The 13,108-nt window shown below is 69.4% G+C and carries 12 protein-coding genes; 1 reads left to right on the top strand and 11 read right to left on the bottom strand.

Annotated features, from left to right (window positions below):
* Window positions 1-200: 200 nt before the first annotated feature.
* From sugE to BLS50_RS13230, 11 genes are all read right to left on the bottom strand, one after another.
* The gene (gene sugE / locus BLS50_RS13280) at window positions 201-521 is read right to left on the bottom strand and encodes a quaternary ammonium compound efflux SMR transporter SugE (protein WP_006497024.1); all 321 of its coding nucleotides are present in this window, start codon (window positions 519-521) and stop codon (window positions 201-203) included.
* Window positions 522-674: 153 nt separating this feature from the next.
* Complete coding sequence (locus BLS50_RS13275; RefSeq protein WP_011545832.1) at window positions 675-956, bottom strand: DUF333 domain-containing protein; 282 nt, start codon at window positions 954-956, stop codon at window positions 675-677.
* A gap of 152 nt (window positions 957-1,108) precedes the next feature.
* Window positions 1,109-1,807 carry a two-component system response regulator KdpE gene (kdpE, locus tag BLS50_RS13270; protein WP_011545833.1) on the bottom strand — a complete coding sequence of 233 codons (699 nt, stop codon included), beginning with the start codon at window positions 1,805-1,807 and terminating at the stop codon, window positions 1,109-1,111.
* Window positions 1,800-4,643 carry a sensor histidine kinase gene (locus BLS50_RS13265; RefSeq protein ID WP_074802396.1) on the bottom strand — a complete coding sequence of 948 codons (2,844 nt, stop codon included), beginning with the start codon at window positions 4,641-4,643 and terminating at the stop codon, window positions 1,800-1,802. The genes kdpE and BLS50_RS13265 overlap by 8 nt, the downstream gene beginning before the upstream one ends.
* A 152-nt stretch (window positions 4,644-4,795) precedes the next feature.
* The gene (kdpC, locus tag BLS50_RS13260) at window positions 4,796-5,377 is read right to left on the bottom strand and encodes a potassium-transporting ATPase subunit KdpC (RefSeq protein WP_074802395.1); all 582 of its coding nucleotides are present in this window, start codon (window positions 5,375-5,377) and stop codon (window positions 4,796-4,798) included.
* 25 nt (window positions 5,378-5,402) lie between these two features.
* The gene (gene kdpB / locus BLS50_RS13255; RefSeq protein WP_054928023.1) at window positions 5,403-7,487 is read right to left on the bottom strand and encodes a potassium-transporting ATPase subunit KdpB; all 2,085 of its coding nucleotides are present in this window, start codon (window positions 7,485-7,487) and stop codon (window positions 5,403-5,405) included.
* A gap of 54 nt (window positions 7,488-7,541) precedes the next feature.
* Window positions 7,542-9,347 carry a potassium-transporting ATPase subunit KdpA gene (gene kdpA / locus BLS50_RS13250; protein WP_074802394.1) on the bottom strand — a complete coding sequence of 602 codons (1,806 nt, stop codon included), beginning with the start codon at window positions 9,345-9,347 and terminating at the stop codon, window positions 7,542-7,544.
* On the bottom strand, window positions 9,344-9,436 hold the full coding sequence (gene kdpF, locus BLS50_RS13245) for a K(+)-transporting ATPase subunit F (RefSeq protein WP_006752209.1): 93 nt from the start codon (window positions 9,434-9,436) through the stop codon (window positions 9,344-9,346). The genes kdpA and kdpF overlap by 4 nt, the downstream gene beginning before the upstream one ends.
* A gap of 322 nt (window positions 9,437-9,758) precedes the next feature.
* Window positions 9,759-10,733: a quinone oxidoreductase family protein gene (locus BLS50_RS13240; protein ID WP_074802393.1), complete on the bottom strand. Its 975-nt coding sequence runs from the start codon at window positions 10,731-10,733 to the stop codon at window positions 9,759-9,761.
* A 172-nt stretch (window positions 10,734-10,905) separates the two neighbouring features.
* Window positions 10,906-11,298: a methylglyoxal synthase gene (locus BLS50_RS13235; protein ID WP_006478230.1), complete on the bottom strand. Its 393-nt coding sequence runs from the start codon at window positions 11,296-11,298 to the stop codon at window positions 10,906-10,908.
* Window positions 11,299-11,350: 52 nt separating this feature from the next.
* Complete coding sequence (locus BLS50_RS13230) at window positions 11,351-12,130, bottom strand: SDR family oxidoreductase (protein ID WP_012328926.1); 780 nt, start codon at window positions 12,128-12,130, stop codon at window positions 11,351-11,353.
* A 208-nt stretch (window positions 12,131-12,338) separates the two neighbouring features.
* Between BLS50_RS13230 and upp the strand changes: the two genes are divergently transcribed.
* Window positions 12,339-12,989, top strand: coding sequence for a uracil phosphoribosyltransferase (gene upp, locus BLS50_RS13225; protein WP_006478229.1), 651 nt, complete (start codon window positions 12,339-12,341; stop codon window positions 12,987-12,989).
* Window positions 12,990-13,108 lie beyond the last annotated feature (119 nt).

Raw genomic sequence — 13,108 nt, 5'->3', positions numbered from 1 at the left:
TTCCGTGCGTTTTGCCGATTGACCGGATCGGGTCGGACAGACTGGCCGCGCGGCGCGTGGCGACCGGCACCGCGTGCCGCGAGAAGCACGACGGGATTCAGGCCCGAATGCGTTCCATTATAGACAGGCTGGGCGGGCGGCCGGCGCAATTCCGCAGTGCGGGATGGCGCCCGGGCGCATGCGCGCCCGGCATCCCGTCGTCAGGCGGCCGACGACAGCTTCAGGCCGACCAGCCCCGCGACGATCAGCGCCGCGCTCGCGACGCGCGCGACGGTCAGCGCCTCGCCCATCATCACGATGCCGAACACGAACGCGCCGACCGCGCCGATGCCCGTCCACACCGCGTATGCGGTGCCAAGCGGCAACTGGCGCATCGCGACCGCGAGCAGCCCGAAGCTGGCCAGCGCCGTCACGATCGTAAACACCGACGGACCGAGCTTCGTGAAGCCGTCCGATGATTTCAAGCCGGCCGCCCAGGCCACTTCCAGCAAACCGGCGATCAACAACCATACCCACGCCATCTCGACGTACTCCAGATCGGATGGGGCCGTCCCCGTTGAAGCGAATGGCCCGGGGTCGTCCCCGGGCGGCGCCGAGTATAACAAGAGGCTTACGGACCTGCCGGCTGCCGGCCACGTCGGCGGCCGATGCGGGGCGCGATCGGCCGGCCGCGCTCAGTTCGCCACGCGCTTCGGCGCACCGCCGCCGACGCAGCGATCGTCGCGGTACAGCGCCCACTCCTCGCACACGCGGCCATCCTTGAACACGCACATCCCGACCTGCCCGCTCGACAGGTTGCGGATCACGTGGCGACCGCCGAGCTTCTCGCAGTTGACCGACGCGGGATTGGCCAGCGCCACCTGCGCGGGCGGCTGCTGCCCGGGCGGCAACGGCTGGGCGAACGCGCCGGGCGCGACCAGCGCCAGCGCACAGATGACGACCAGACGGACGGACATTGCACGCTCCTCGTTTTCGTTCGCAGAACGGTCAGGATAGCGGGGATTGCGCAGCCGGTGTGCAAGGCCGGCGCTCATCGCGAGGCTGTCGCGCCGGCGCAACCCCGCCGATGCGCGGCATCACGGCCGCATGCGCCGCCGCGCACCGCCCGTCACACGGCGCCGACGAGCCGGTAGCCGACGCCCGTCTCGGTGACGATGTGCTCGGGCTGCGCGGGATCGGCCTCGAGCTTCTGGCGCAGGTGCGCCATGTAGATGCGCAGATAGTGATGGCTCTCGACGTGCGACGGCCCCCACACGTCGCGCAGCAGCTGGCGGTGCGTGAGCACGCGCCCCGCGTGACGCACGAGCGTCGCGAGCAGCCGGTATTCGAGCGGCGTCAGGTGGACGATCGCGTCGTCGCGCCACACCTGGCGCAGCGCGAGATCGACGGTCACGGTGCCGAAGCTCACCTTCGGCGACTCGTTCGCGCCGCCCTGGTTGCGCCGGCGCAGTTGCGCGCGCATCCGCGCACGCAGTTCGGACACGCCGAACGGCTTGGTCAGGTAGTCGTCGGCGCCCGCGTCGAGCGCCGCGACCTTCTCCTCTTCCTGCGTGCGGGCGGACAGCACGATCACCGGCACCTCGGACCAGCCGCGCAGCTCGCGGATCACGTCGAGGCCGTCGGTATCGGGCAGGCCGAGATCGACGATCACGAGATCGGGCTTGCGCGTCGCCGCGTCGATCAGCCCCTGCTTGCCCGTCTCGGCCTCGAACACCGCGATGTCCTCCTCTTCGAGCGCGGCGCGCACGAAGCGGCGGATCTGCTTTTCGTCCTCGATCAGGACGACGGTCAGGCTGGGTTCACTCATGGTCTGGCAATGACTCGGATGGGGGCGATGCGCCCGGCAGGTCGGATTCGTCGTCGGGCACGGCGGGGGCGGCCGGCGGCGTGTCGACCGGCAGCGTGAACCAGAAGCGCGCGCCCGTCACGTGGCCGTCGGGCGCGGTGCGGTTGAGCGCGCCGATTTTACCGCCGTGCGCCTCGACGATCGCGCGGCAGATCGCGAGGCCGAGCCCGATGCCAGGCGTCGCCGATTCCTTCTCGCCGCGCGTGAACTTGTCGAAGATCCGCGTTTCCATCCCGGCCGGCAGGCCCGGGCCGTGATCGTCGACGTGCACGCGCACGAATGGTTGCCCGTCCTCGGTCACGCGCTCGGCGCCGATGTCGAGCGACGTATCGGGCGGCGTGTACTTCGCCGCGTTCTCGAACAGGTTGGTGAACAGCCGCTCCATCAGCACCGCGTCCATCTGCAGCAGCGGCAGGTCGGCCGGCAGCGCGACGCGCGCGGGATGGCGCGCAAGCACGCGCCGGCAGGCGGCGAGCGCAGCGCCAACGGTTTCCTCGAGCAGCGACCACTGGCGCTTCAGTTGCAGGCTGCCGGCCTGCAGCCGCGCCATGTCGAGCAGGTTCGTGACGATGCCCGTCATCCGCAGCGCCTCGTCGTGAATCGCGTCGACGAGTTCGCCCTCGCGCTGCGCGAGCCGCCCGGCCGCCGCGGCGTCGCCCGCCTGCGCGGCCGCGCGCCCGTTCGCGAGCATCGACGAGAAGCCGACGATCGTCGTGAGCGGCGTGCGCAGGTCGTGCGAGATCGCCGACAGCAGCGAGTTGCGCAGCCGCTCGGACTCCATGTTGACGAGCGCGTCGCGCGCGATCTCGACGTAGTGCACGCGCTCCAGCGCGAGCGCGATCTGCGCGGCGAACGCATCGAGCATCCGCTGCTGCTCGGGCACCTCGAGTTCGCGCGGCTCGCGCGACGCGACGGCCAGCACGCCGCGCGTGCGCATCGGCGCCTTCAGCGGCAGGTACAGCGCGGCCGTCGCCGGCAAGGTATCGGTGCCGCGCCCGGCCGGCTTCTGCTGGTCGTACACCCACTGGCCGACGTCGCTGTCGAGCTCGGCACCGGTCAGCGTGACGGCCGCGTCGGGCTCCTCGATCTTCTGCCGCACCTGGTCCGCGCTGTCGGGCAAAAGGAATGCGACGCGCGCGCGGAACACCTCGCCCACGTGGCGGCTGCCGATCTCGACGATCTGCTCGGTCGTCAGCGCCGCGCCGAGCTCGCGCGCCATCGCGTAGATCGCGCCGGTGCGGCGCTCGCGGCGCTGCGCGACGCTCGCCTGGCGCGTCAGCGTCGACGTCAGGTGGCTGATCACGAGCGACGTCAGCAGCATCCCGAAGAAGGTCAGCAGGTATTGCGTGTCGCTGACCGAGAACGACATGCGCGGCGGCACGAAGAAGAAATCGAACGCGGCCACCGACAGGAACGACTGCAGCACGCCCGGGCCGCGCCCGAGCCGCACGGCCGAGAACACCACGCCGAGCAGGTACAGCATCACGAGGTTCGTGAGGTCGAGCCGCCCGGACACGACGCTCGCGACGACGGTGATCGCCGCGCAGATCGCGGCCGCATACGCGTAATGGCGCGGCGGTGAGCGGTGCGTGCCGAACTGCGCGAACGCATCGCGCCAGTCGCGCGCCCGTGCGTCGAGCGGCGCGGCGCGCGTCTCGTCGCTCGCGGACGCGCGAATCAGCATCAGGTCGACGTCGCCCGCGCGCTCCGCCAGCTGCTCGCCGAACGGCCGCGCGAAGCGGCGCACGAGCCCGACCTTCGGCGAGCCGCCCGCGACGAGCTTCGACACGTTGCGCACCTTCGCATAGCCGATCAGCGCGGCGACCGCATCCGCACCGGCGAGCGTGGCCGTCTCCGCGCCGAGTTCGGCCGCGAGCTTCAGCGCGTCGAGCGTGCGCTGCCGCCGCGCGTCGGGCAGCCGCTGCAGGCGCGGCGTCTCGACGTACACGGCGATCCAGTCGGCCTTCAGGCTCGCCGCGAGCCGCGCCGCCGCGCGCACGAGCGTCGGCGCTTCGGGGCCGGGCCCGACGCACACCAGCAGCCGCTCGCGCGCCTGCCAGATGCGCTGGATCGAACGGTCGGCGCGGTACTCGCGCATCTGCGCGTCGACGCGATCGGCCGTGCGCCGCAGCGCGAGTTCGCGCAGCGCGATCAGGTTGCCCTTGCGGAAGAAGTTGCGCACCGCGCGCTCGGCCTGCTGCGCGAGATAGACCTTGCCGTCGCGCATCCGCTCGAGCAGTTCCTCGGCCGGCAGGTCGACGAGCGTGACTTCGTCGGCCGCGTCGAACACGCGGTCGGGCACGGTCTCCCACACGCGGATGCCGGTGATTGCGCCGACCACGTCGTTCAGGCTTTCGAGGTGCTGGACGTTGACGGTCGTATACACGTCGATGCCCGCGTCGAGCAGCTCGTAGACGTCCTGCCAGCGCTTCAGGTGCCGGGCGCCCTGCACGTTCGAATGCGCGAGCTCGTCGACGAGGATCAGTTGCGGCGCACGCGCGAGCGCGCCGTCGAGATCGAATTCGGCGAGCGTGCGGCCACGATAGTCGATGCGGGCGGGCGGCAGCACGTCGAGCCCGTCGAGCAGCGCGGCGGTTTCGGCACGGCCGTGGGTCTCGACGATGCCGACGACGACGTCGACGCCTTCCTGTACGCGCTGGCGCGCGGCCTGCAGCATCGCGTAGGTCTTGCCGACGCCGGCGGACGCGCCGAAGAAGATCTTGAGCTGGCCGCGCCGCTGCTTTTCTTCATCGCGCTGCAGCTTGTCGAGGAGTTGGTCGGGATCGGGACGGTTCATGCGTCAGGAGGGCGACACGCCGGATGGCGCGCGAGATACAGCCATTGTGGTTCCAAATCGCCGCAAAAGGCAAAGACGGCGCGAGCGCCGTCGAAACGAAGTCGGGCCCGACGCGCAGCCAGCCGCGCCGGGGAGCCCGCCCGCACGCACGCTCAGTGCGCGGCCTGCTCCGCGTCGAGCGCGAGATTCAGCTTCAGCACGTTCACGCGCGGCTCGCCGAGCACGCCGAACTGGCGGCCCGTCGTGTTCGCGGCGACGAGTTGCGCGACCGCGTCCGGCGTCAGGTTGCGCGCCTTCGCGACGCGCTCGACCTGATACGCGGCGGCGGCCGGCGTGATCTCCGGATCGAGGCCGCTGGCGGACGCCGTCACGAGGTCGACCGGCACCGGCTTCGACAGGTCGGTGCCCGCGTCGCGCAGCGCGGCGATGCGCGCCTTCACCTGGTCGGCGAGCGACGGGTTCAACGGGCCGAGGTTCGAGCCGCCGGAGCCGGCCGCGTTGTACGGCATCGGCGCGGTGGCCGACAGCCGGCCCCAGAAGTATTTCGGCGCATCGAACGGCTGGCCGATCAGCGCGGAGCCGACGACCTTGCCGTCCTGCTCGATCAGGCTGCCGTTGGCCTGCGACGGGAACACGGCCTGACCGAACACGGTCATCACGGCCGGATAAGCGAGGCCGGTCACGGCGGTCAGCACGACAAAGAGCACGACGAGCGGGCGAATCAACGTTTTCATGATGGTTCCTTCAAGTGCGGCCGGCTCAGGCCCAGCCGAGCGCGGCGAGCGTCATGTCGATCAGCTTGATGAACGGGAACGGCAGCAGCACGCCGCCGAGGCCGTACACCAGCAGGTTGCGGCGCAGCAGCGACGCGGCGCCGAGCGGCCGGTAGGTCACGCCCTTCAGCGCGAGCGGAATCAGCGCGACGATGATCAGCGCGTTGAAGATCACCGCCGACAGGATCGCGGACGCCGGCGACGTCAGATGCATGATGTCGAGCACGCGCAGTTGCGGATAGGTCGTCACGAACGCGGCCGGGATGATCGCGAAGTATTTCGCGATGTCGTTCGCGATCGAGAACGTGGTGAGCGACCCGCGCGTCATCAGCATCTGCTTGCCGATCTCGACGATCTCGATCAGCTTGGTCGGGTTCGAGTCGAGGTCGACCATGTTGCCGGCTTCCTTCGCCGCCTGCGTGCCGGTGTTCATCGCCACCGCGACGTCGGCCTGCGCGAGCGCCGGCGCGTCATTGGTGCCGTCGCCGGTCATCGCGACGAGGCGCCCGGCCGCCTGATGCTCGCGGATCGTCGCGAGCTTGGTTTCCGGCGTCGCTTCCGCGAGGAAATCGTCGACGCCCGCTTCCGCCGCGATCGCCGCGGCCGTCAGCCGGTTGTCGCCCGTCACCATCACGGTCTTGATGCCCATCTTGCGCAGTTCCGCGAAGCGCTCCTTGATGCCGCCCTTCACGATGTCCTTCAGCTCGATCACGCCGAGCACGCGCGCTGCCCCGTCCTGCAGGTCGGCCACGACGAGCGGCGTGCTGCCGCGGCGCGCGACGTCGTCCACCGCGCGGCGCACTTCTTCGGGGAAGCGGCTGCCGTGGGTTTCGACGTAGCGACGGATCGCGTCGGCCGCGCCCTTGCGGATCTCGCGGCCGGGCAGGTCGACGCCGCTCATCCGCGTCTGCGCGGAAAAACCGAGGAACGTCGCGTGCAGTTGCGCCATGTCGCGCTGGCGAATGTTGAAACGCTCCTTCGCGAGCACGACGATGCTGCGCCCTTCCGGCGTTTCGTCCGCGAGCGACGACAGTTGCGCGGCATCGGCCAGCGCTTCCTCGGTCACGCCCGGCGCCGGCACGAACGTCGACGCCTGGCGGTTGCCGAGCGTGATCGTGCCGGTCTTGTCGAGCAGCAGCACGTCGACGTCGCCGGCCGCTTCCACCGCGCGGCCCGACGTCGCGATCACGTTCGCCTGCATCATCCGGCTCATCCCGGCCACGCCGATCGCGGACAGCAACCCGCCGATCGTCGTCGGGATCAGGCACACGAGCAGCGCGACGAGCGCGGTGATCGTCACCACGTGGCCGGCCTTCATCGCGTCGACCGAGAACATCGAGAACGGCAGCAGCGTCGCGGTCGCGAGCAGCATCACGATCGTCAGCGCGACGAGCAGGATCGTCAGCGCGACTTCGTTCGGCGTCTTCTTGCGCTTCGCGCCTTCGACCATCGCGATCATCCGGTCGAGAAACGCCTCGCCGGGGTTCGCGGTGACCTTCACGACGATCCAGTCGGACAGCACGCGCGTGCCGCCCGTCACCGACGAGAAGTCGCCGCCCGATTCGCGGATCACCGGTGCGGATTCGCCGGTGATTGCCGACTCGTCGACCGACGCGACGCCGTCGACGACCTCGCCGTCGGCCGGGATCACGTCGCCGGTCTCGACCAGCACGACGTCGCCCTTGCGCAGGTCGGACGCGGTCGTGATGCGGATCGGCGACTTCGGATGCGGCTCGTTCAGCTTCTTCGCCATCACGTCCTTCTTCGCGCTGCGCAGCGACGCGGCCTGCGCCTTCGAGCGCCCTTCGGCGAGCGCTTCGGCGAAGTTCGCGAACAGCACGGTGAACCACAGCCACAGCGTGACCGCGAGGATGAAGCCCGCGGGCGCCTCGGCCTGGCCGGCAAGCGCCGCGATCCACAGGATCGTGGTGAGGATGCTGCCGACGTACACGCAGAACATCACCGGGTTGCGGAACTGCGTGCGCGGCGTGAGTTTCTTGAACGAATCCACGATCGCCGGGCGCAGCAGCGCCGGATCGAACATGGACCGTGTTGCGGAATGTTGAGTCATTGCGATCTCTTCAAGCTCTTCAGTCTTTTCAGTGTGTCGCGATGCGGGCGCGCGTCACGCGCCCAGCCACATCATCAGGTGCTCGACGCCCGGGCCGAGCGCGAGCGCCGGCACGTAGGTCAGCGCGCCCACCAGCAGCACGGTGCCGAGCAGCAGTACGACGAACAGCGGGCCGTGGGTCGGCAGCGTGCCGCTCGTCACCGCGATGCGCTTCTTCGCGGCGAGGGAACCGGCGATCGCCAGCACCGGCACGATCGTGCCGAAGCGGCCGAACCACATCGCGATCGCGGTCATCCAGTTGTAGAACGGCGTGCCGACCGTCAGGCCCGCGAACGCACTGCCGTTGTTGTTCGCGGCCGAGCTGAACGCGTAGAGAATTTCCGAGAAGCCGTGCGGGCCCGGGTTCGAGATGCCGGCCTTGCCCGCGTCCGCCAACACCGCGATCGACGTGCCGACCAGCACGAGCAGCGGCGTGAGCAGCACGACGATCGACACCATTTTCATCTCGTACGACTCGATCTTCTTGCCGACGTATTCCGGCGTGCGGCCGATCATCAGGCCGGCGACGAACACCGCGAGCAGCGCGAACACGAGCATCCCGTAGAGGCCGGAGCCGACGCCGCCGAAGACCACCTCGCCGAGCTGCATCAGCAGCATCGGCACGAGGCCGCCGACCGGCGTCAGCGAATCGTGCATCGCGTCCACCGCGCCGCACGACGCGGCCGTGGTCGCGACCGTGAAGATGCCGGTCTGCGCGATCCCGAAGCGGGTTTCCTTGCCTTCCATGTTGCCGCCCGGCTGCAGCGCGCCGGCCGACTGGTCGACGTGCAGCGCGGCGAGCGTCGGGTTGCCGCCCTGCTCGGCGCTCACCTCGACGCCGGTCGCGACCGCGAACGCGACCGTCATCGCCGCGAGCACCGCGATGCCCTGCCGGCGGTCGCCGATCATGCGACCGAACACCAGGCACAGCGCAGCCGGGATGATCAGGATCGCGAAGATCTGCAGAAAGTTCGCGAACGGCGTCGGGTTCTCGAACGGGTGCGCGGAGTTCGCGTTGAAGAAGCCGCCGCCGTTGGTGCCGAGCATCTTGATCGCTTCCTGGGAGGCGACCGGGCCCATCGCGAGCGTCTGCTTCGTCAGCGGGGTCGGCACCGTGACCGGGTTGCCCTTGTCGTCCTTCACCGGGCTGCCCTGCGCGTCGAGCTTCGGCGCCGCGTAGGTGCTTGCCTGCAGCACGGGCACGTCCTGGTACGCCTTCATGTTCTGCAGCACGCCCTGGCTCATCAGCAGCGCGGCGACGAGCGCCGCCATCGGCACGAGCACGTACAGCGTCACGCGCGTGAGATCGACCCAGAAGTTGCCGATCGTCTGAGCGGTGTGGCGCGCGAAGCCGCGAATCAGCGCGATCACGACGACGATGCCGGTCGCCGCCGACAGGAAGTTCTGCACCGTCAGGCCGAGCATCTGCGACAGATAGCTGACGGTCTGCTCGGGCGTGTAGTCCTGCCAGTTCGTGTTGGCGACGAAACTGACGGCCGTGTTGAACGCGCCGTCGGGCGTCATCGCGCCGAACTGCTGCGGGTTGCCGGGCAGGAAGCCCTGCAGGCGCAGCAGCGCATAAAGGAACAGCACGCCGAGCGCGTTGAATGCAATCGTCGCGACCGTGTACTGCTTCCAGTTCATTTCGGTGCCCGCATCGACGCCGGCGATGCGGTACAGCGCGCGTTCGAGCGGCCCGAACACGCGCACGACGCGCGCGCTGCCGTCCATCACCGCGCTCAGGTAGCGCGCAACCGGTACGGCCGCCGCCAGCAGTACGACGATGAACAGCACCATCTGCAACAGGTTGTTCGCGTTCATTCGATGTCCTCCGCGCGCAGCAGCGCGAAGACGAGATACGCGAACAGCAGGGCCGTCGAGGCGCCCGCCAGCCAAAGCATCCAGGTCATGCCCGCCCCCCGCGACCGTATTGCACGAGCTTGTCGCAACCGGCAAGCAAACCGAGGATCAGCGCGGTGAAGAGCACCAGTGCGCCGATGAAAACCCCATCCATTTTTTGTTCTCCGTCGTCGAAATCGGACGACTAGAACCTTATGGGAATGCGCGTAAAGGGCGGGTCAAAGGTATCGGAGCGGGTGTAAAAAACGCGTAAACGCGTACAGCGGGAACAGTGGACGGGACGTCGGACAGGCCGGGAGACAGGAGGCAGGACGGGCGGCCCGCCGGCGCCGCCCGGGATGTGCCGGCGTGACGCCGGCACGAAAGGATGCGTCAGGGAACGAGGATCGTCGAGCCGGTGGTCTTGCGCGCTTCCAGATCGGCATGCGCGCGGCCGACTTCGGCAAGCGGATAGCGCTGGTTGATGCTGGTCTTCACCTTGCCCGACAGGATCACGTCGAACAGCTCGGCGGCCGCGGCTTCGAGATCGGCGCGCTTCGCGATGTACGAGAACAGCGTCGGTCGCGTGAAGAACAGCGAGCCGCGCGACGAGAATTCCTTCGAGTCGATCGGCGGCAGCGGCCCCGACGCATTGCCGAAGCTGACGAAGTAGCCGAGCGGCGCGAGGCTGTCGAGCGAACCGATGTAGGTGTCCTTGCCGATCGAATCGTAGACGACCGGCACGCCCGCGCCGTTCGTGATTGCCTTCACGCGCTGCGTGAAGTTCTCGCGCGTGTAGACGATCGGATGATCGCAGCCGTGCGCCTTCGCGAGCTCGGCCTTCTCGTCGGAGCCGACCGTACCGATCACGGTCGCGCCGAGCGCCTTCGCCCACTGGCACACGAGCAAGCCCACGCCGCCGGCCGCCGCGTGGATCAGGATCGTGTCGCCGGCCTTCACCGGATAGGTGCGGCGCAGCAGGTAATGCGCGGTCAGGCCCTGCAGCATCACCGATGCCGCGTCGTCGTAGCTGATGCCGTCCGGCAGTTTCACGACGCGCTCGGCCGGCATCACGCGCTCCTGCGCATACGCGCCGGGCGGCTGGCCGACATAGGCGACGCGGTCGCCGACCTTGAACGCGGTCACGCCGTCGCCGACGGCCGTCACCTCGCCCGCCGCCTCCATCCCGAGGCCGGCCGGCAGCTGTTGCGGATACAGGCCCGTGCGGAAATACACGTCGATGTAGTTGAGCCCGACCGCGTGTTGCCGGATGCGGACTTCGCCCGCCTTCGGCGCGCCGACCTCGACATCGACCCACTTCATCACGTCCGGGCCGCCCGGCTGGTCGTATCGGATTGCTTTCGGCATCGTTTTGCTCCTCTTCTGTCTGTCAGTCAGGGAAATCCGGGGCGCCGATGCGCGCGCCGCACCGATTCGTGCGGGTGCCGGCAGGCGCGCGTGGCGACGCACGATTCTCGCGCGTCGCCACCGTTCGTGCATGGCCCTGCCGCCGGCAGGGACAATCAGCCGATGCCCGCGCCTAGCAAACGTCCTGCATGTTGCGCGCCAGATCGTCGAGCAGCATCCGCGCGGTCGCGACGTTGGTCGCGACCGGCACGTCGTGCACGTCGCATGCACGCACCAGTGCGGTGATGTCGGGGTCGTGCGGCTGCGCGGTCATCGGGTCGCGCAGGAACACGACGATGTCGACGCGGCCGTCGGCGAGCTCCGCGCCGATCTGCAGGTCGCCGCCGAGCGGCCCCGACAGCTTGCGCTCGACCTCGAGCCCGTGCGCGGCGGCGATACGGCCGCCCGTCGTGCCGGTCGCGACCAGCCGGCATTGCGCGAGCGTCTCGCGATACTGGCCCGCGAGCGCGACGATCTCGTCCTTCTTCGCGTCGTGCGCAATCAGTGCGATGCGGGGTTTGCTCATCTCCAGTTCCTTCGTCGTTCGGTTGTTGTCGTCGTGAAGCGAAAAGCGCGGGTCAGAACGTACCCGGATACGCGCCGCCGTCGAGCAGCCAGTTCTGCCCCGTGATGTAGCCGGCGTGCACGCTGCACAGGAACGCACAGGCCGCGCCGAACTCGGCGCGCGTGCCGAGGCGCCCGGCCGGGATGTCCCTGGTGCGCCGCGCGCGCATCTCGTCGACCGTCACGCCCTGCGCCTGCGCCGACGCGGCGAGCGTCGTCGCGATCCGGTCGGTGTCGAACAGCCCCGGCAGCAGGTTGTTGATCGTCACGCCCTGCCCCGCGACCTTGCGCGACAGCCCCGCGACGAAGCCGGTCAGCCCCGAGCGCGCGCCGTTCGACAGCGCGAGCACGTCGATCGGCGCCTTCACGGCCGAACTCGTGATGTTGACGATCCGGCCGAAGCCGCGGCCGATCATCCCGTCGAGGGTCGCGCGGATCAGCTCGATCGGCGTCAGCATGTTCGACTCGAGCGCGCGAATCCAGTCGTCGTGCGAGAAGTCGCGGAAGTCGCCGGGCGGCGGGCCGCCGGCATTCGTCACGAGAATGTCCGGCTGCGGGCACGCGGCGAGCGCGGCCGCGCGGCCGTCCGGCGTCGTGATGTCGCACGCGACCGCCGTGACCGACACGTTCGCGCCGGCGCGGATCTCTTCCGCGGTTTCCTCCAAAGTGTCGCGCGTGCGCGCGACGATCACGAGGTTCACGCCCTCGGCGGCCAGCGCTTCCGCGCAACCACGCCCGAGGCCCTTGCTGGCCGCGCACACGAGCGCGGTCTTTCCTTCGATGCCGAGATCCATCGTCGTTTCCCTGGTGGCACGCATGCCGGCGCGGCCCCGCGTTGCCGCCGGCGGCGGGCAAACGGGCGTGCGCGGCACGCGGATTGTCGTGAGACGTCGATAATATCCGGATCGCGCGGCGCGCCTTGGTAAAATTGCGGGCATGAGCGACGACCGGCCCATGCCCGCCGCCGCCCCCGATCCCCTTTTGCCGCCAAGGCACCCCGTCATGAAACAGGACAGCCGTTTCCCGAACCTCTTCATCACCGATCACCCGCTGATCCAGCACAAGCTCACGCACATGCGCGACAAGGACACGTCCACGCGCACGTTCCGCGAACTGCTGCGCGAGATCACGCTGCTGATGGGCTATGAGATCACCCGCAACCTGCCGATCACGACCAAGCGGGTCGAAACCCCGCTGGTGGCGGTCGACGCGCCGGTGATCGCCGGCAAGAAGCTCGCGATCGTGCCCGTGCTGCGCGCGGGCATCGGGATGTCGGACGGCCTGCTCGACCTGGTGCCGTCCGCGCGCGTCGGCCACATCGGCGTGTACCGCGCCGAGGACCACCGTCCGGTCGAATACCTGGTGCGCCTGCCGGACCTGGAAGACCGCATCTTCATCCTGTGCGACCCGATGGTCGCGACCGGCTATTCGGCCGTGCATGCGGTCGACGTGCTCAAGCGCCGCAACGTGCCGGCCGCGAACATCATGTTCGTCGCGCTGGTCGCCGCGCCCGAGGGCGTGCAGGTGTTCCAGGACGCGCACCCCGACGTGAAGCTGTTCGTCGCGTCGCTCGACTCGCATCTGAACGAACACGCGTACATCGTGCCGGGCCTGGGCGACGCGGGCGACCGCCTGTTCGGCACCAAGAACTGAGCGCACCGAGCGTCGGGCGCCGCCATGCCGCGCGCCCCGGCGCGCCGCCCCGGCCGTTCGGCCATGCGCGGCGGCCCCGAAGCGGCGGTCGCCGCGTGATAAAATCACGCTCCACTCGA

It is taken from the genome of Burkholderia orbicola (assembly GCF_900100915.1).
Classification (GTDB): domain Bacteria; phylum Pseudomonadota; class Gammaproteobacteria; order Burkholderiales; family Burkholderiaceae; genus Burkholderia; species Burkholderia orbicola.
The sequence above is the reverse complement of the archived record's forward strand: the minus strand, read 5'-3'. Positions and strand labels throughout refer to the sequence as shown.